1 protein-coding gene (only partly in view) is annotated in these 21,581 nt (G+C 66.0%); it reads left to right on the top strand.

Annotation, left to right across the window (positions count from 1 at the left end):
• On the top strand, window positions 1-21,581 hold the 3' portion of the coding sequence (locus C6V83_RS16025) for a non-ribosomal peptide synthetase (RefSeq protein WP_108702778.1). The gene continues 8,905 nt to the left of window position 1, outside the view; the window shows 21,581 of its 30,486 coding nt (coding positions 8,906-30,486); the start codon falls outside the window, past its left edge; its stop codon occupies window positions 21,579-21,581.

Below are 21,581 nucleotides of genomic sequence, written 5' to 3'. Positions count from 1 at the left end.
TTTTGGATGTGGTCGATCGCGGCACGTTGGCCTCGCTGACGTCGCTGCGGTGGCTGTTCGCTTCGGGTGAGGCGTTGCCGCCGGCGACGGTGAAGGTTGCGCACGAGATTTGGCCGAGCCTGGGGATTCATAACCTGTTTGGTCCGACTGAGGCTGCGGTCGAGGTGGGTTGGGCGGATGTGTCGGATGCGCCGGAGTTGGTGACGATCGGCAAGCCGGTCGCGAACACCTCGATGCTGGTGCTCGATGATCGTTTGCAGTTGGTGCCCGATGGGGTGCCGGGTGAGTTGTATCTGGGTGGTGTGCAGATCGCGCGGGGTTACGCCGATCAGCCTGCGCTGACCGCGGAGCGTTTCATCGCCGATCCTTATGGTGCTGTGGGATCTCGCCTGTACCGGACCGGTGACCTGGTGCGCCGGACCGGCGCGGGCGATATCGAGTATTTGGGTCGTACTGATTTCCAGGTGAAGTTGCGTGGTCAGCGGATCGAGCTCGGTGAGATCGAAGCGGTGATCGCGGGCGGTCCGGGTGTGGTGCATGCGGCGGCGACGGTCGCGACTGCGCCGGCGGGTGGCGAGTTCCTGGTCGGGTATGTCTCGCCGGCGTCGGTGGATCTCGATGTGGTGAAGGCGCACCTTGCTGGGTCGTTGCCGGAGTACATGCGACCGTCGGTGTGGACGTTGCTCGATGAGGTGACGCTGAATTCGGCGGGCAAGTTGGATCGTCGGGCGTTGCCGGAGCCGGATCTGTCGTCGACGCAGGTCGAGTACGTCGCACCCGAGGGCGAGGCCGAAGAGGCATTGGCTGCGGTGTTCGCCGAGGTGCTGGGTGTGGAGCGGGTTGGGGTGACCGAGTCGTTCTTCGATGCGGGTGGTAACTCGCTGAGCGCGATGCGGGTGGTGGCCCGCGCCGGTGAGGCACTTGGTATCGACCTGGTGATCCGGGATCTGTTCAACGCGCCCACGGTCCGTGAACTGGCTGCGGCATCGGCTGGTAAGGCGGAGGCGTTGCCGCCGGTGACGCCGGTGGTGCCGCGCCCGGAGCGTATTCCGCTCTCGTTCGCACAGCAACGGATGTGGTTCATCAACCGTCTTGATCCGTCCGCGCCGACGTACAACATGCCGACGGCGTTCCGGCTGCGTGGCGACGTCGACCAGGGGGCGCTCCGCGAGGCGATGCTCGACGTGGTTGAGCGGCACGAAGTCCTCCGCACGGTGTTCCCCGATCGCGACGGCATCCCGTATCAGAACGTGATCCTGGCGCAAGACCTGGAAGCGCGACTGGACTGGCAGGTCGTCGACTCCTCTGACGAGGTATTCGCTGATCTGGGCTGCGGATTCGATGTCACGAGCGAACTGCCGTTGCGGGTGCGCCTCGTGGAGGAGCACGACGACGCGGTGCTGCTGGCGCTGGTGGTTCATCACATTGCGTTCGACGGACAGTCGTTCGGCCCAATGGTGATGGAGCTGCTGGCCGCTTATGCTGCGCGAAGCGGCGGCGCGGTGCCGGAGTTCGAGCCGTTGCCGGTGCAGTACGCCGATTACGCCTTGTGGCAGCGGGCAGTGCTCGGTTCGCCCGAGGACGAGACGTCGATTCTGGGGCAGCAACTCGCATACTGGAAGCGCACGCTGGCCGGCGTACCCGACGTGATCGAATTGCCCACCGATCGCCCACGGCCGCCGGTGTTCTCCTCGGACGGCGACCAAGTGCGCTTCGCGATTCCGGCTGCGCTGGGCGCGCGCATCGACGATTACGCGAAGAAGTCTGGTGCAACGCGGTTCATGGTCTTGCACGCGGTGTTCGCCTCGGTACTCGCTCGTCTGACGGGCTCGAACGACATCGTGTTGGGTACGCCGATCGATGCACGCGGTCCGCGCGGGCTTGAAGCGCTGGTGGGCATGTTCGTGAACACGCTGGTGCTGCGGACCGAGATCGACCCGGCCGAGCCGTTCGAGGCCTTGATGACGCGCACGCGCGACGCCGACCTGACGGCGTTCGCACATGCGGATGTTCCATTCGAGTCGATCGTGGACGCGCTGGATCCGGTGCGTAGCGAAGCGTTCTCACCGCTTGTCCAGGTGATTCTGTCGGTCGATCCGCTCAACCACTCGATGGAAAGCGTCTCCGTCGCCGGTGTCGAGGTCGAAGCTCTGGATGGGGTGGCGACACCCGCGCAGATGGACCTGAACCTCACGGTGTCCGCCGGCGATGCGGCCAGCGAATGGGAAGGGTTGCTGACCTATCCGACCGCGCTCTTCGACCGGTCGTCGGTGGAAAAGCTGGCGGAGCGGTTCCTGCGCGCGCTGGACGCGACGCTCGCGCAACCCGACATTGCGGTGGGCGACGTTCTGTTGGTGACCGAGGCCGAAGCGTCTGTGGTGTTGGCGGAGTCGGCCGGCCCGGTCGAGCCGTTCCGGGATGAGTCGATCGCCGATGCGGTCGCCGCGCAGGTGGCGGCGCACCCGGAGACGCTGGCACTGGTCGCCGGCGGGCGCGAGATCACCTACGCCGAATTCGGTGCGCGGGTCGGCGAGTTGGCGCGGCGATTGATCGCTGCGGGTGTGGGTCCGGAGACCGCGGTCGGTTTGGTGATGGATCGCAGTGCCGAACTGGTGACCGCTGTGCATGCGGTGATGGCTGCCGGTGGTCAGTACGTGCCGATTGCGATGGATGCTCCCGCCGAGCGCGCCGAGTATGTGGCCTCGACCGCGGGCGTGCAGGTTGTACTCGTCGCTACCGGTGCCGATGTGCCTGATTATGTTGCGGCACTGGGTGTTCCGGTTGTCGAGGTCGATTGCTCGGTGGAGTTGTCCGCGGGTGCGCGGCCGTTGGATCCGTCGGAGCGTCTCGCGCCGTTGCGGTCCGAGGATGCGGCGTACACGCTGTTCACGTCGGGTTCGACGGGTCTGCCGAAGGGCGTGACTATTCCGCACGGTGCGGTGCGCAACTTCGTGTCGTGGTTCGATCAGACGGTTCCGGCAGGGGAGCAGCGTCTGCTGTTCAAGACTCCGCACACGTTCGACGCGTCGGTGTTGGAACTGTTCTGGCCGCTGGTGGCGGGCCAGACGATGGTGATCGCTGACGCCGGTGGTGAGCGTGATCCGCAGTACCTCGCCGATGTCATGAACGAGCAGGATGTCACCGTCGTGCAGTTCGTGCCTTCGCTGTTAGCGGCGTTCCTGGACGTGGTCGGCGATGAGCCGCTGTTGCCGAAGCTGAAGGTGTTGTTCTCCGGTGGCGAGGCCTTGCCGCCGGCGGTGGCGAACGATTTCCGCCGCCGGGTGCCGCAGGCCAAGGTGGTCAACCTATTCGGCCCGACCGAGGCCGCGGTGTACACGATGTCCGCAGTGCTCGACGAGGTTGATCAGCTCGTCCCCATCGGTGCGCCGATGGCCAATACGACCGCCTTTATTCTGGACGCCCGTCTGCATCCGGTCCCGGACGGTGTGGCCGGTGAGCTCTACCTGGGCGGCGTTCAGTCGGCGCGCGGGTACGCCTCGCGCCCGGACCTGACCGCCGAACGCTTCATTGCGGACCCGTTCGGTGAGGCTGGTTCGCGTCTGTACCGCACCGGTGACTTGGTCAAGCGCAACAGCGCCACCGGCGAACTCGAGTATCTGGGCCGTACTGATTTCCAGGTGAAGTTGCGCGGTCAGCGTCTGGAATTGGGTGAGGTCGAGGCGGCGATCGCTGCGGCCGAGGGCGTGGTGCATGCGGCTGCCCGCGTCGTGGAGGGCCCTGCTGGCGATCAGCTGGTCGGTTATGTGGCTCCCGCGACGGTTGACACCGGAGAGGTGGCGGCCGAGCTGGCTAAGCATCTGCCGGAGTACATGGTGCCGACGGTGTGGGTGGCTCTGGAGGAGATGCCGCTGAACACGGCGGGCAAGGTCGATCGGCGTTCGCTGCCGGATCCGGTGTTCGAGGCCGTGGAGTATGTGGCTCCCGAGACCGCCGATGAGGAGACTGTGGCCGCGGTGTACGCGGACCTGCTCGGTGTCGACCGGGTCAGTGTGACTGAGTCGTTCTTCGACACCGGCGGTAACTCGCTCGCGGCGATGCGTCTGGTCGCGCGCGTGGGTGATGCGTTGGGTGTGCAGGTGTCGGTGCGCGATGTGTTCGACGCGCCGTCGGTGCGGGAACTCGTTGCGGTGGTAGCTGATCGGGCTCCGGCGTTGCCGCCAGTAGTCAAGGTCGATCCTCGGCCGAGTCGCATCCCGCTCTCGTTCGCTCAGCAACGGATGTGGTTCATCAACCAGCTCGATGGCGCCGCGTCGACCTACAACATCCCCATGCTGCTCCGTCTCCGCGGGGATGTTGAGAGCAGCGCGCTGGAGGCCGCGGTCGTTGATGTCGTGAGTCGGCACGAGGTGCTCCGCACGACCTTCCCGGCCATCGACGGCGAGCCGCGGCAGCGCATCCACTCCGCGGGCGGAGTCAGTGCTCGGCTGGATTGGGCATCGACTTCCGATCCGGCCGAGGTCGAGACTGCGGTCCGCGCCGGCTTCGACCTCACCCGTGAACTGCCCATTCGAGTGCGGCTGCTGAATTCCGGAGATCAAGAGTTCATCGTCGCTTTCGTGGTGCACCACATCGCGTTCGACCGTGAGTCGATGACCCCTTTCGCAACGGACCTCCTCGCTGCATACGGTGCCCGAGTGGCTGGCACCGCGCCGGTGCTGCCCGAGTTGCCGGTCAGCTTCGCCGATTACGCGATCTGGCAGCACGACGTGCTCGGATCTCCTGACGACGCGGCGTCGATCGTGTCGGCGCAGCTCGACTACTGGCGCTCGCAACTCGCTGGGCTGCCCGATGTTCTGGAGCTGCCCGCCGATCGTCCGCGTCCACCGCGGGCCAGTGGTTCCGGTGCGACCGTCGACTTCGCGATTCCTTCCGAACTCTCGGCGGCTGCGAATGCCCTGGCGGCCCGCTACAGGGTGACGCCGTTCATGGTCCTGCATGCGGCGTTGAACGTGGTGCTCGCGCGGCTGAGTTCGACCGACGACATCGCGATCTCGACGCCGGTCGCGGGGCGCGGTCAGGCCGAACTCGATCCGCTGGTCGGCATGTTCGTCAACACTCTGGTGCTGCGGACCCGGATCGATCTGGACGAGTCTTTCGAGTCGCTCGTCATTCGAGTGCGTGACGTCGATCTGGCGGCATTCGGGAACGCAGAGGTGCCGTTTGAGTCGGTCGTCGACGCTGTGAATCCTGTTCGCTCCGAAGCATTTACGCCGCTGGCACAGGTTTCATTCACGTTCCAGGTGCTGGAGCCGGACGCAGGCCAGCCCGTTGCGTCCGGTGGTATCGAGGCATCGGCGGTCGAAGTCGACAATCCTCCCGCGCAGCGTGATCTGACGGTAACGGTGCAGAGTCGCGGCGAAGATGATTGGTCTGGTTCGATCCTGTTCGCGACAGACTTGTTCGATGCCGAGACGGTGGAGGTCCTGGCGGCGCGCTTTGTTCAGGTTCTTCGCCAGGTGGTCGCCGACCCGAACCGTCCGGTGGGCGATGTCGATGTGCTCACCGAATTCGAACACGCGGTACTCGGGATGGAGCAGCCGGCCGGCAGCTGGGCGGCCGGCCCGACGGTGAAAGTCGGAGCGCCGGCCACGACCGCAGATCTGGTCTCGGCCGCAGCTGCAGCGGCGCCAGAGGCGACCGCCGTGATCTACGACGGCCGGGAGATCAGCTACGGCGAGTTCTCTCGTCGCGTAGCCGAGCTCGCCAGGGTGCTCATCGCCAACGGCGTCGGTCCGGAGACCGCGGTTGCAGTCTGCATCGATCGCTCAGTGGAGCAGTACCTGGCGGTCCACGCTGTGGTGGCTGCCGGCGCACAGTACGTTCCCGTCGACCCCGCCTTCCCGCCTGCCCGCATCGAGTACCTGATCAGTACGTCGCAGGCCGACGTCGTGCTGGTAGCGGCGGGGAGTGTTCCGATCGACCACGTCGATGACGGACTGACGGTGCTGCACGTCGACTCGGCGGCGGACATCTCGCCGGATACGGCACCGCTCGTACCCGCTGAGCGGCTGCGCGAGGTCCACCCCGAGAACGCCGTCTATACGATCTTCACCTCGGGTTCCACCGGTCAGCCCAAGGGCGTCACGGTGACGCACCGCGGATTACGGAACACGCTGGGCTGGTTCACCGAGTCGAATGGCGACGAAGCGCACCGCTTCCTCCTCAAGACACCCTTCACCTTCGACGCGTCGGTGTGGGAGTTCTTCGGTCCGGTGTTCGCTGCGGCGCCGGTGGTGATTGCCGAAGCCGGTGGGCATCGGGATCCGCGGTACCTCGCACAGCTGATCGGCGAGACCGCGGTGACCACGGTGAAGTTCGTCCCGTCGATGCTTGCGGCGTTCCTGGACGGCGCCACCGGTGTCGACGTCGCCAGTATCGCGTCATTGCGGCGGATCTTCTCCGGTGGCGAGGTCCTGACCCCGGCACTCGCTGCCGGACTGATCGACGCGGTTCCCGAGGCTGTCGTAATCAACCAGTACGGCCCCACCGAAGCTGTCGTCGACATCACCTACCGGCGGGCGTTCGGCACGGAGGACACGGTGCCGATCGGGTCGCCGGTGTGGAACTCGACCGTGCAGGTGCTCGATGATCGCCTCAGCCCGGTGCCGGCCGGTGTCGTCGGCGAAATGTACCTGGGGGGCGAGCAGATCGCCCGCGGTTACGCGTCCCGGCCTGGTCTCACCGCAGGAGCATTTGTCGCAGACCCCTTCGGCGCGCCGGGGTCACGCCTGTACCGCACGGGCGACCGCGCCCGCTGGACGCCGGACGGCGAACTCGAGTACTTCGGTCGCGCCGACTTCCAGGTCAAGCTGGGCGGTCAGCGTATCGAGCTCGGCGAGATCGAAGCGGTCGCCGCGTCGGTCCCGAGCGTGCTGCTCGCAGCGGTAGTCGTAGCGAAGGCCCCCGGCGGCGTCGATCAGCTCGTTGGTTACCTGTCCGCACGCACCGGAGAGATCGTCGATCTCGACGAGGTCCGCGCGACGATGGAACGGTCGGTTCCCGAGTTCATGCGCCCCCGCACGTGGATGGTACTCGACGAACTCCCGCAGACCACATCGGGCAAGGTGGACCGCCGTGCGCTTCCCGCACCAGTGTTCGCCGAGCAGGAGTTCGTGGCCCCGGCGACGCCGGAAGAAGAGGCTGTCGCCCAGGTCTTCGCCGATGTGCTGAGTCTTGAGCGGATCGGCGTGACGGACGACTTCTTCGAGGTGGGCGGAAATTCGCTATCGGCCATGCGGCTGGTCGCGCGGGTGTCGGCGGCGCTGGGTGTCGAGATCTCCGTACGTGATGTGTTCGACGCGCCGAGCGTGCGTGAACTGATCGAGGCTACAAAGGATCGGGCTCCGGCATTGCCTCCGGTGACGGCTGTCGCGCCGCGACCGGAACCGGTGCCGTTGTCGTTTGCTCAGTACCGCATGTGGTTGATCAACCGGTTGGATCCGACCACCTCGATGTACAACCAGCCGACGGTGCTGCGAGTGACCGGCGACTTGGATGTGGCTGCCCTTCGCGCCGCCGTGGTCGACGTCGTGGTGAGGCACGAAATACTGCGGACCGTCTTCCCCTCGCGGGCCGGGGTGCCGAACCAGGAGATCGGCGACGCGGCATCGGTGGCCGACCACCTCGATTGGCAGGTGGTCTCGTCCGAGGAAGAGATCGCGGCCGCCGCAACATCGGGCTTCGATCTGGTGCAGGACCGGCCGATTCGCGTGCGAGTCTGGCAGACCGCGCCCGGCGACTTCGTCGTCGCACTGGTGACCAACCACATCGCGTCCGACGGTGAGTCCCGGATTCCTCTGGTCAGCGATCTGTTCGCGGCGTACTCGGCCCGCACGCGCGGTGAGACTCCGCAGTTCGCTCCGTTGGCGGTGCAGTTCGCGGACTTTGCGATCTGGCAGCACGACGTGCTCGGTTCGCCGGACGACCCAGACTCGGTGGTGGGGCGCCAGCTCGAACACTGGAAGCGCACCCTTGCCGGACTGCCGGATCTGGTCGAGTTGCCGGCGGACCGGCCGCGTCCCGCAGTCGCGAGTCGACGCGGCCACTCGGTGGACGCGGTGATTCCCGCGGCGACGGCCGACCTCATCGGCGCTCGGGCCCGTGAGTGGGACGTGACCCCGTTCATGGTGGTTCACGCGGCGCTCGCAGCGCTCGTCTCACGGCTGACCGCGGTCGACGACATCGCAATCGGAACCCCAATCGCCGGTCGCGGCCAGGAGGTCCTCGACCCGCTCATCGGCATGTTCGTCAACACCCTGGTGTTGCGGACCGCCGTCGATGCGGGAGCGCCGTTCAGCGATCTCGTCGCCGAGGCGAAGCAGGCCGATCTCACCGCCGTTGCGAACGGAGACGTGCCATTCGAGAACGTCGTCGACGCCGTGGATCCCGCGCGGTCGGCAGCCTTCTCGCCGTTCACCCAGATCTGGCTGACCTTCGATCAGAGTGCGGTGCCCGAGTTGGCGGGGAGCGATCTCCGCTCCGGGGAGATCGCCGGGCTGCAGGTGGCGCCGTTCGTTGCCGGTCCGCCGCCGGCGCGTATCGACCTGATCGTGAACGTCGCGCAGGACGAGGCCGGTCACGACTGGCGGATGTCGTTCCTGTACGCCACCGATCTCTTCGATGAATCGACCATGGAGACGTTCGCGGATTACCTCGTGAGCATTCTCCGTGCAGCGCTCGACGACCCTGCGGTGGCCGTCGGCGATCTGCCCCTGAAAGCAAGGAAGCGTGAACCCATCGTGGAGCCGACTGCAGTCGAGTCGACATCGAGTCTCGAATACGCGGTGATCGATCCGCTGGACGGCGCACACGACGCGGTCGAGGTGAGCGGCCCGACCACCGAGCCGGTGCTGTTGCGTGACCTGTTCGCCGAGGCTGCTGAGAAGTGGCGGCCGCGCCAGGCGGTGGTCGACGACGCGGGCGCGATGCTGACGTACGCGCAACTCGACGAGAAGTCGAACCAGCTGGCGCGCTGGCTGATCGCGCGCGGAGTCGCTGCGGAGTCGCTCGTCGCGCTCGCCATCGGACGGTCCGCGACGCTGCTCACCGCGATCTGGGCGGTCGCGAAGACCGGCGGCGGCTACGTGCCGATCGACCCCGACTACCCGGCGGACCGGATCGCCGCAATGGTCGAAGACTCCTCGGCGATGCTCGGCCTGACCGCCGGCGACACAGGCGACCTGCCGGAACACGGATTCGGCTGGACCAGACTCGATGATCCGGCGGTGCAAGCCGAAGTCGACGCGATGAGCACCGAACCGGTGACGGAGGCCGAGCTGCTCAAGCCGGTGCGCGTCCACAACACCGCCTACGTGATCTTCACCTCGGGTTCCACGGGCCGGCCCAAGGGCGTGGCCGTGACCCACACGGGTCTGGCGAACTTCGCGGCCGAAGAGAAGCGCCGGTCGAGCGCCGACGAGTACTCCCGGGTGCTCGGGTTCGCATCGCCGAGCTTCGACGCGTCGGTGCTGGAATACCTGCTGGCCACGGTCAGCGGTGGCGTCCTGATCTACCGGCCGTCCGATGCCGTGGGTGGGCAGGTGCTGCAGGACTACATGATGCGGCAGGCCGTCACCCACACCTTCCTCACGCCGTCGGTCCTCTCGACCCTCGAGTCGCCCGGACTGCCGGCCCTGCGCGTCGTCTACGCCGGCGGCGAGGCCGTGCCGCAGGCGCTCAAGGACGAATGGGCGACCATGCGTCGCATCCAGAATCTCTACGGCCCGACCGAGACCACGATCGGCATCACGATCAGCGAGCCCATGCAGGTCGGTGCCCCAGTCTACCTGGGCGGCCCGATCAACGGTGTCGGTCTGCTGGTGCTCGATCAGCGGCTCAAGCCGGTGCCGCCCGGTGTGCCCGGCGAGCTGTACGTCGTCGGCTTCGCGGCATCGCGCGGTTACCTGCGCGACGGAGCCCTCACCTCGAGCCGCTTCGTGGCGAATCCGTACGGCATTCCGGGCGATCGGATGTACCGGACCGGCGACATCGTCCGGTGGCGGGAAGAGCTCGGACAGCCGGTGCTCGAGTACTCGGGCCGCAGCGACGACCAGGTGAAGCTGCGCGGACTGCGCATCGAACTCGGTGAGATCGAGACAGCGCTCGCCTCGCATCAGCAGGTGAGTTCGGCCGTGGTCATCGGTGTCGGCGGCTCGGTCGCCACGGCTCTGGCCGGCTACGTCGTCGGGGACGCGGCGAACATCGACACCGCCGAATTGAGGGCGTACCTGGCGGAACGGTTGCCCTCGCACATGGTGCCCGCCTCGATCCAGGTGCTCGACACCTTGCCGCTGACGCCGGTGGGCAAGCTGGACAAGCGCGCCCTGCCCGAGCCGGTGGTCGAAGTGGGCGAGTACATCGCTCCGGAAGGGCCCGAAGAGACTGCCCTCGCCGAGGTGTTCGGCGAGATCCTCGGCATGGACGAGGTCTCCGTCACCGAGTCGTTCTTCGACCTCGGCGGCAACTCGCTGTCGGCCATGCGTGTGGTCGGGCGTATCGCCGAGGTTCTCGACGTCGAGTTCTCCATCGCCGACGTCTTCGCAGAGCCGACCATCCGCGGCCTCGCCGCGGCGGTGGCCGACCGTGCGCCGGCATTGCCGCCCGTGCTGCCAGCCGACCCCCGACCCGAAACGGTGCCGCTGTCGTTTGCACAGCAGCGCATGTGGTTCATCAACCGCCTCGACCCCGACGCGGGAACCTACAACATCCCCGCCGCCTTCCGGCTCCGCGGCGACGTGGATCGCGAGGCGTTGCGGGCGGCACTGCTGGATGTGGTGGCCCGTCACGAGGTACTGCGGACGGTGTTCCCAGACGCCGATGGTGTGCCGTACCAGTTCGTGACTCCGGTCGAGAAAGTGGCGGACCTGCTCGATTGGCGCGCCGTCAACTCCGTGGAAGAGGTGTTCGCGGACCTGCGGGCTGGCTTCGACGTCACCCCCGAATTGCCGTTGCGGGTGCGGCTGCTGGAAGAGAGCAGTGACTCCCTGGTGATGGCCGTGGTGGTCCACCACATCGCCTTCGACGGCCAGTCCTTCGGCCCGATGGTGATCGACCTGCTGACGGCCTACGCGGCCCGCAGCGGCGGGCAGGCGCCAGAATTCACTGCGCTGCCGGTGCAATACGGCGACTTCGCGGTGTGGCAGCACGAGGTACTCGGTTCACCCGACGACGAGACGTCGATTCTCGGTCGCCAGCTGGCTTACTGGGACCAGGCTCTGGCCGGCGTGCCCGATGTGATTGACCTGCCGACCGATCGTCCGCGGCCGCCGGTGTTCTCTTCGCGCGGCGACCAGGTGCAGTTCGCGATTCCCTCGGAGCTGGGAGCCCGGTTCGACGAGTATGCGGCACAGACCGGTTCCTCTCGCTTCATGGTGCTGCACGCGGTGTTCGCGGCCTTGCTGGCGCGGATGTCTGGCTCCACCGACATCGTGTTGGGTACGCCGATCGACAGTCGTGGCGCACGTGGCCTGAACGCACTGGTGGGCATGTTCGTCAATACGCTGGTGTTGCGGACCGAGATCGACCCGTCCGAATCGTTTGATGCGCTGATGGCTCGGACGCGCGAGGTCGATCTGGGTGCATTCGCGCACGCCGATGTGCCGTTCGAGTCGATCGTGGATGTGATCGATCCGGTGCGCAGCGAGGCGTTCTCACCGCTGGTGCAGGTGATCTTGTCGGTCGACCCGATCACCGAGGCGCCTGACGAGGCGACCGTGGCGGGTGTGACGATCGAACCGTTGGAGTCGGTGGAGACGCCGGCGCAGATGGATTTGAACCTGACGATCTCGGCGGGTGAGGGCGACTGGACGGCGCTGCTGACGTATCCGACGGCGCTGTTCGACCGCACGACGATCGAGAATCTGGGCGAGCGCTTCATCCGCCTCGGCGGCGGACTGGTCGCCGACCCGGCAGTCCCGGTCGGAGACGTGGACCTCGGCGATGGGGCCGAGACCGATCGTGTTCTGACCGCTTCTGCGGGTCCGATCGAACCCGTCTTGAACGAGTCGATTGCGGATGCAGTCTTGGCTCAGGTGGCGGCTAAGCCGGACGCAGCGGCCTTGGTGGCGGGCGACCTGGAGTTCTCGTACCGCGAGTTCGGCGCCCGGAGTGGTGAGCTGGCGCGGACCCTGATCGCTGCCGGCGTGGGCCCGGAGACCGCTGTCGGCCTCGTGATGGATCGCAGTGCCGAACTCGTGACCTCGGTCCACGCGGTCATGGCTGCGGGCGGCCAGTACGTACCGATCGCGATGGATGCTCCGGCTGAGCGCGCCGAGTACGTGGCAACCACTGCCGGTGTGAAGCTCGTGTTGGTTGCCGAGGGCGCCGCGCTTCCCGATTTTGTCGCCGGCTTGAACGTCCCGGTAATCGAAGTCGATTGTTCGAACGAGCTGCCTGACGACGTGGAGCCGTTGGATCCGTCGGAGCGGATGGCGCCGCTGCGGTCCGAGGATGCGGCGTACACGCTGTTCACCTCGGGTTCGACCGGCCTGCCCAAGGGTGTGACCATCTCGCACGGTGCGGTGCGCAACTTCGTGGCGTGGTTCGATCAGACGGTTCCGGTGGGGGAGCAGCGTTTGCTGTTCAAGACCCCGCACACTTTCGATGCGTCGGTGCTGGAGTTGTTCTGGCCGTTGGTGGCCGGGCAGACGATGGTGATCGCCGATGCCGGTGGTGAGCGGGATCCGCAGTACCTCGCCGACGTGATGAACCAGTCCGACGTGACTGTCGTGCAGTTTGTGCCGTCGTTGTTGGCGGCGTTCCTGGATGTGGTCGGCGATGAGCCGTTGCTGCCGAATCTGCAGGTGTTGTTCTCCGGTGGCGAGGCTCTGCCTCCGGCGGTGGCGAAGGATTTCCGTCGCCGGGTGCCGCAGGCAAAGGTGGTGAACCTGTTCGGTCCGACCGAGGCTGCGGTGTACACGATGTCCGCAGTGCTCGACGAGGTTGATCAGCTCGTCCCCATCGGTGCGCCGATGGCGAATACGACCGCCTTCATTCTGGACGCCCGTCTGCATCCGGTCCCGGACGGAGTGCCCGGCGAGCTCTACCTCGGCGGCATTCAGTCGGCGCGCGGGTACGCCTCGCGTCCGGATCTGACGGCTGAACGCTTCATCGCCGATCCGTTCGGTGGTGAGGGAGCCCGTCTGTATCGCACGGGTGACTTGGTGAAGCGCAACAGTGCCACCGGTGACCTGGAGTACTTGGGTCGCACCGATTTCCAGGTGAAGTTGCGTGGTCAGCGTTTGGAGCTCGGTGAGGTCGAGTCCGCGATCGCCGGAGTCGATGGTGTGGTGCATGCTGCGGCTCGTGTGGTCGAGGGCCCGGCGGGTGATCAGTTGGTCGGTTACGTGGCTCCGGCGTCGGTCGATACCGACGCGGTCGTTGTTGAGTTGGCGAAGCATCTGCCGGAGTACATGGTGCCGACGGTGTGGGTGGCGCTGGAGACGATGCCGCTGAACACGGCGGGCAAGGTCGATCGGCGTTCGCTGCCGGATCCGGTGTTCGGGGCCGTGGAGTATGTGGCTCCCGAGACCGCCGATGAGGAGACTGTGGCCGCGGTGTACGCGGACCTGCTCGGTGTCGACCGGGTCAGTGTGACTGAGTCGTTCTTCGACGCCGGCGGTAACTCGCTCGCGGCGATGCGTTTGGTCGCGCGCGTGGGTGATGCGTTGGGTGTGCAGGTGTCGGTGCGTGATGTGTTCGATGCGCCGTCGGTGCGGGAACTCGTTGCGGTGGTGGCTGATCGGGCACCGGCGTTGCCGCCGGTGACGGCTGTGGTGCCGCGCCCAGCGCAGATCCCGCTCTCGTTCGCTCAGCAGCGGATGTGGTTCATCAACCGGTTCGATCCGGACGCTCCGACGTACAACATTCCGGCGGTGCTGCGGATCAGCGGAGGCTTGGATGTGCCGGCGTTGCGGGCGGCGTTCGCCGATGTGGTGGCCCGCCATGAGGTGCTGCGCACGACGTTCCCTGATGTCGACGGCGTCCCGGTGCAGGTGATCGCTTCTGCCTCTGCCGTGGTTGAAGACCTGCCGTGGTCGCAGGTCGATTCCGAGGCGGACCTGTTCGCTGCTGTCAGCGAGGGCTTCGATGTGTCGGCTCAGTGGCCGATTCGTGCGGTGATCTGTCGCTTGGCCGGGGATGAGTACTTGTTTGCTGTGGTGGCGCACCATATCGCTACCGATGGTGAGTCGATGGGCCCGCTGGTGGCTGATGTGCTGACCGCGTATGTGGCTCGGGCGGCCGGACAGCGGCCGCCGTTTGTGCCGTTGCCGGTGCAGTTCGCGGATTTCGCGATCTGGCAGCGCGAGGTCTTGGGTTCGCCGGAGGACGCCGAGTCGGTGCTGGGCCGTCAGCTGACCTTCTGGCGTTCACAGTTGGCGCAGCTGCCGGATGTGCTGGAATTGCCGACCGATCGGAAGCGTCCGGCGGTCGCCTCGTACCGCGGTGCGGAGGTGGGCTTCGAGATTCCGGTGCCGGTGGCCGAGCGGGTGGCTGTGGTGGCTGCCGCCCACGATGTGACTCCGTTCATGGTGGTGCACGCAGCGCTGGCGGTGCTGCTGGCCCGACTGTCGGCCACGAGTGATATTGCGATCGCGACGCCGATCGCCGGCCGTGGTCAGGCCGAGCTGGATGCGTTGATCGGTATGTTCGTCAACACGCTGGTGTTGCGGACCCCGGTGGAGTCCGGGGCGTCGTTCACCGATTTCTTACGCCAGGTGCGTCGCGTTGATCTGGATGCGTTCGGGCATCAGGACGTGCCGTTCGAGGCCGTGGTCGACGCGGTCGATCCGGTCCGCTCGGAGGCGTTCGCGCCGCTGGCGCAGGTGATGCTCTCGTTCGATCCGGGCGCCTCGGTGCGCGGGATCGACGCCGAAGTCGAAGACTTGCGGGTCGCGGGGGTCCCCGATCCGTTCGTGCCGGCCCAGTTCGACCTGACCTTCCGCGTGATGACGAGTGCAGACACGGGATGGTCCGGCAAGGTCGTGTACGCAACGGATCTGTTCGATCCGGCGACGGCCACGTGGCTGGGTAATCGCTTTGTGTCAGTGCTTGATGAGTTGACTGCTGACCCGCGGGCTGCCGTCGGCGACGCGGCCGTCTTGTCGTCGGCGGAGCGAGCTGCGGCGATCGAGTTGTCGACCGGCCCGGTGATCGCTACGTCGGCGGGGTCGGTTGCTGATGCTGTTGCGGCGCAGGTGGTTTCGGCTCCGGACGCTACGGCGTTGGTGTTCGAAGGTCGTGAGGTTTCGTACGCCGAGTTCGGTGCCCGAGTCTCGACGTTGGCGCGTGAACTGATTGCCGCCGGTGTAGGGCCCGACGACGCGGTCGGCGTGTGTATCGACCGCAGCGTGGAGTTGATGGTCGCCATCCATGCGATCACCGCTGCCGGTGGCCAGTATGTGCCGGTCGACACCGCGGCACCGGCCGAGCGTGCCCGGGTGATGCTGGAGACGGCGGGCGCGGACATCGTGTTGGTGGCGGCGGGTGTGGTGCCGGATCCGGTGTCGGGTCTGGCCGGTGTGCGTCTGCTGGAGGTGGATGCTTCGGGTGAGGTGGATCCGGCTACTGCCGCGGTGACCGATGCGGACAGGTTGGCGCCGTTGCGCGGTGACAGTGCTTTGTACACGTTGTTCACGTCGGGTTCGACGGGTGTGCCGAAGGGTGTGACGGTTTCGCAGTCGGCTGCGATGAACGTGCTGGAGTGGATCTGTGGTGCGGTGATTCCTGCGGGGTCGCGGGTGTTGTTGAAGACTCCGGTGACCTTTGATGCGTCGGTGTGGGAGTTGTTTGCTCCGTTGATGGCGGGGGCGACGATGGTGATTGCGCGTCCTGACGGTCATCGCGATCCTGAGTATTTGGCTCGGGTGATCGAGTCGCAGGAGATCACCGCGGTGCAGTTCGTGCCGTCGATGTTGGCGATTTTCGCTGATGATCCGTCGATCGCTGAGCGTCTTGGTTCGTTGCGGTTCGTGCTCACGGGTGGTGAGGCGTTGCCGCAGGGTTTGTTCGAGCGGATCGCGGCGTTGGTGCCGAGGGCGCAGGTGGTCAATCAGTACGGGCCGACGGAGGCGGCGGTTGATTCGACGGCGTCGTTCCTGGAGCTGGGCCGGCCGGTGGGGATCGGTGGTCCGGTTCCGAATACGCTGGCTTTGGTGCTTGATGGTCGTTTGCACTTGGTGCCTGACGGGGTGCCGGGTGAGTTGTATCTCGGTGGTGTGCAGATCGCGCGTGGCTATGCGGCGGCGCCTGCGTTGACGGCGGAACGTTTCATCGCTGATCCGTTCGGGGAGGCTGGTGCTCGGTTGTATCGCACCGGTGATCTGGTGCGCCGCAACAGCTTTGGCGACCTCGAGTATTTGGGTCGTACTGATTTCCAGGTGAAGTTGCGTGGTCAGCGTATTGAGTTGGGTGAGATCGAGTCGGTGATCGCGGGTGTGCCGGGTGTGGTGCATGCGGCTGCGGCGGTCGCGGCGGCGCCGGCTGGTGGCGAGTTCTTGGTCGGGTATGTGTCGCCTGCGTCGGTGGATCTCGATGCGGTGAAGGCGCACCTTGCTGGGTCGTTGCCGGAGTACATGCGTCCGAGTGTGTGGACGTTGCTCGATGAGGTGGCACTCAATAGTGCGGGCAAGTTGGATCGTCGGGCGTTGCCCGCACCGGATTTATCGTCGGCGCAGGTTGAGTACGTCGCACCCGAGGGTGAGGCCGAGGAGGCGCTCGCGACGGTGTTCGCTGAGGTGCTGGGTGTGGAGCGGGTCGGGGTGACCGTGTCGTTCTTCGATATCGGTGGTAACTCGCTGTCGGCGATGCGGGTGGTGGCCCGCGCCGGTGACGCTCTGGGTGTGGAGTTGTCGATCCGGGACCTGTTCGAGGCGCCGTCGGTCCGTGAGTTGGCTGCGGCTTCCGTCGGTAAGGCTGCGGCCCTGCCTGCGGTGACGGCGGTGGTGCCGCGTCCGGAACGGATTCCGCTGTCGTTCGCGCAGCAGCGGATGTGGTTCCTCAACCGGTTGGAGCCGGAGGCGCCGACGTACAACATTCCGGCGGCGTTGCGGCTGTCCGGTGACGTCGATATTGCGGCGTTGCGTTCGGCTGTTGCCGATGTGGTGCGTCGTCACGAGATTTTGCGCACCAGTTTCCCGGATGTGGCTGGTGTTCCGGTTCAGGTGATTGCTCCTGAGACATCGGTGGATGCGGATCTTCCGTGGACCGAGGTGGCGTCGGTGGAGGCGTTCGGTGTTGCAGTGGCTGCTGGCTTCGATGTGTCGAGGCAGTGGCCGATCCGTGCCGTGGTATTCCCCGATGGCGACGATTATCTGTTTGCTGTGGTGGCCCATCACATCGGTGCTGACGGTGAGTCGACGTTGCCGTTGATGACCGATGTGTTGACCGCTTACGCCGCGCGTGCGGCCGGTGAAGCTCCGGTGTTCGCGGAGTTGCCGGTGCAGTTTGCTGATTACGCGATTTGGCAGCGTGAGGTTCTGGGTTCGCCGGAGGAGGCGGATTCGGTGCTGGGCCGTCAGCTCGGGTTCTGGCGGGACGCTCTGGACGGTATTCCCGATGTGTTGGAGTTGCCGGCGGATCGTCCGCGCCCGGCGATTGCCTCGCATGTGGGAACCAAGGTCGAGTTCACGATTCCGGCGGAGGTGGGGTCGCGAGTTACGGCGTTGAGTCAGGCTTCCGGTGCCACGCCGTTCATGGTGGTGCATGCGGCGTTGGCGGTGTTGCTGGGGCGGTTGTCGGCGACCGAGGATATTGCGGTCGGGACGCCGGTGGCCGGTCGTGGTCAGGCTGCGCTGGATGCGTTGGTGGGCATGTTTGTGAACACCTTGGTGTTGCGTGCCCGGGTTGATCCGTCGATGAGTTTTGCTGAGTTGCTTGCTCAGGTGCGGGAGTCGGATCTGGCGGCGTTGGCGCATCAGGATGTGCCGTTCGAGTCGGTGGTCGAGGCGATCGATCCGGTGCGCAGTGAGGCGTTCTCGCCGCTGGCTCAGGTGATGTTGTCGTTCGATCCGGGTGCGTCGGCAGCGCAGGTGAACGCGGAGATCGCCGGTGTTTCGGCGGAGTCGATCGCACCGCCGGTAATTCCAGCGCAGGTGGACGTGACTTTCACCGTGTCGTCGGCGCCGGACGGCCAGGATTGGTCAGGTTCGGTGATCGTGGCGGCGGATCTGTTCGATGAGTCGACAGCGCAGACTCTCGCAGATCGTCTGGTGGCGACCCTTGACGGGTTGACCGCTGAGCCGACTCTTGCCGTGGGCGACGTGTCGATGCTGGTCGGCGACGAGCGTGCCGCGGCGTTGGTTGCGGGGACGGGTCCGATGGTCGAGGTTCCTGCGGGATCGGTCGCGGATGCTGTTGCGGCGCAGGTGGTTTCGGCTCCGGACGCTACGGCGTTGGTGTTCGAAGGTCGTGAGGTTTCGTACGGCGAGTTCGGTGCGCGGGTGGCGGTGTTGGCGCGTGAGTTGATCGCTGCGGGCGTCGGCCCGGATGTGGCGGTCGGTGTGTGCATCGATCGCAGCGTCGAGGCTGTTGTCGCCATAGGCGCGGTGATTGCTGCAGGTGGTCAGTATGTGCCGATCGACGTGGCGGCTCCGTCTGAGCGTGCCGGGTACATGCTGTCGACGGCCGGTGCGCGCACTGTGTTGGTGGCTGCTGGCTCGACACCGGATGCGGTGGCGGGACTTGAAGGTGTGGTGCTGTTTGGAGTCGATTGTTCGGATCCGGTGGATACGGATGTCGAACCGGTCACGGATGCTGAGCGTTTGACTCCATTGCACCCAGACCATGCTTTGTACGCCCTGTTTACATCGGGTTCTACGGGCATGCCAAAGGGCGTTGCTGTTTCCCACCAGTCGGTTCTCAATCGGGTGATGTCTATGCAGGACGGTTGGTTCATCGAACCTTCCGACAGGGTTCTGCACAAGGCGCCGCTGGGCTTCGACGTGTCAGTCTTCGAGACGATGTTGCCGCTGGTCAACGGCGCTTCAGTGGTCATTGCTCGTCCCGATGGGCACCGTGATCCGGTGTATCTTGCTGAACTGATTGCTTCGCAAGAGGTGACGATCGCGTCGTTCGTGCCGTCGATGCTCGCGGTGTTCCTCGACGCCGCCGGTGATCAAATTCAGAATTTGACGTCGCTGCGTACGGTCGTCGTCGGTGGTGAGGCGGTAAGCCCGGCCCATGCTGCGGCGATGATTAGGCAACTGCCAGGCGCCAAGTTCTACAATCAGTATGGGCCGACCGAGGCGACGGTGGACGTCACGGCGTACAGGATTGGCCGCGATGATCTGACCGTCCCGATCGGGCGACCGTCGCTAAACGTGACCGCTGTGGTGCTCGATAGTCGGCTTAGTCCGGTGCCTGATGGAGTTCCCGGTGAGTTGTATCTGGGTGGTGTGCAGGTTGCGCGCGGTTACGCTGCACGTCCGGATCTGACTGCTGAACGCTTTATCGCTGACCCGTACGGTGCGCAGGGCGCGCGTCTGTATCGCACCGGTGACTTGGTTAGGCGTGTGCCGGGCGGGAACATTGAGTATCTGGGGCGGACGGACTTCCAGGTGAAGTTGCGGGGTCAGCGGATTGAGCTCGGCGAGATCGAAGCGGCGATTGCAGGTGGGGCGGGCGTTGTGCATGCGGCGGCGACAGTCGCTGTCGCGCCTGCGGGTGGGGAGTTCTTGGTCGGGTATGTCTCACCGGCGTCGGTGGACCTCGACGCGCTGAAGGCCCATATGGCCGCGTCGTTGCCGGAGTACATGCGTCCGTCGGTGTGGATGCTGCTTGATGAGGTGACGCTGAACTCGGCGGGCAAGTTGGATCGTCGGGCGCTGCCGGAGCCGGATCTGTCGTCGACCGAGACCGAGTACGTCGCACCCGAGGGCGAGGCCGAAGAGGCATTGGCTGCGGTGTTCGCCGAGGTGCTGGGTGTGGAGCGGGTCGGGGTGATCGAGTCGTTCTTCGATGCGGGTGGTAACTCACTGAGCGCGATGCGGGTGGTGGCCCGGGCTGGTGAAGCACTGGGTGTGGAACTGTCGATCCGGGATCTGTTCGACGCCCCGACGATCCGCTGCTTGGCGGCTGCGGCGGTGGGTAAGAGTGCGGCTCTGTCTCCGGTGACTGTGGTCGATCCGCGTCCGGAACGGGTTCCGCTCTCGTTCGCCCAGCAGCGGATGTGGTTCATCAACCGCTTGGAACCCGAGCTCGCGACCTACAACATCTCGATGGCCCTCGAGGTGAGCGGAGCACTTGACGTCGACGCCCTGTATCGAGCGGTCCTCGACGTCGTGGAGCGGCACGAGATCCTGCGGACGACGTTCCCCGCGGCGGACGGTGACCCGTACCAGCTGGTGCACGCGGCGGGCTCGCGTGAAGCAGAACCGGACTGGGCTGTGGTCGACGGCGAAGCGGCGCTGCGCCAGGCGGCGATGACGGGCTTCGACGTCGCGGCTCGGCCCCCGGTGCGCATCCGCTTGTGGGAGCGCTCCCCGGGCGAGTGGCTGTTCGTCGCGGTGCTCCATCACATCGTCGCCGACGGTGAGTCGATGGGTCCGCTGGTGGGCGACGTGGTCGCCGCGTACGCCGCGCGGGCGGAAGGCCGCGCGCCGGAGTTCGAGCCGTTGCCCGTCCAGTTCGCAGACTACGCACTCTGGCAGCGCCGTGAACTGGGTGATCCTTCGGATCCGGCGTCCGTCGTCGGCCGCCAGCTGGAGGTGTGGGAACGCGACCTGGCCGGACTCCCGGGTCTCGTGGAGATCCCGGCGGATCGCCCCCGCCCGCAGGTCGCCTCGCACCGTGGCGCCACGTACACCACCGAGATCCCACACGCGATCGGTGACCGGATCGAGGAACTCGCGCGCCAACGCGGCGTGACGCCGTTCATGGTGGTTCACGCGGCACTCGCAGTGCTGATTTCACGTCTTTCGGCGACGGCCGAGATCGCGATCCTCACGCCGATCGCCGGTCGCGGACAGCGTGAACTCGATCCGTTGATCGGCATGTTCGTCAACACGCTGGTGCTCAGGACCGACATCAACTCGTCGATGAGCTTCGACGCGTTGCTGTCGGAGGTGCGCGGTACCGACTTGGAGGCGTTCGCGAATGCCGACGTGCCCTTCGAGTCACTCGTCGAACGGCTGAACCCGGTGCGCTCGCAGGCGTTCACACCGCTCTCGCAGGTGATGTTGACGGCGGGGCCGGGCTCCCGGGACGCAGAACCGTCCGCAGGCGACATCGATGGGCTGCACATCCGGCCGGCTACCTCTGGGGTGACACCCGCCCAGGTCGACCTCACCTTCGACGTTCGATTCATAGCGGACGGGCCGTGGGCACTGTCGGTCGTTTATGCGACAGATCTCTTCGATGAAACGTCGATTACTACACTGAGTAGAAGATTCATCGCCGTCGTCGACGAGCTGACGGAGAATCCGTATTCTGCAGTGGCGTCTCCGCGACTGTTGGATGAGGCCGAGACCGAGCAGATCACGGCCTGGTCGACGGGCGGCGACGGTCCGCACGGTGTGCACACCGTGCCTGCCCTGGTCGATTCGTGGCCGAACGGCGACGGGTGA

Origin of the sequence: Gordonia iterans, from assembly GCF_002993285.1 — a bacterium.
In the GTDB taxonomy this organism is placed as follows: Bacteria; Actinomycetota; Actinomycetes; order Mycobacteriales; family Mycobacteriaceae; genus Gordonia; species Gordonia iterans.
This window is presented reverse-complemented; position numbering and strand designations above follow the sequence as displayed.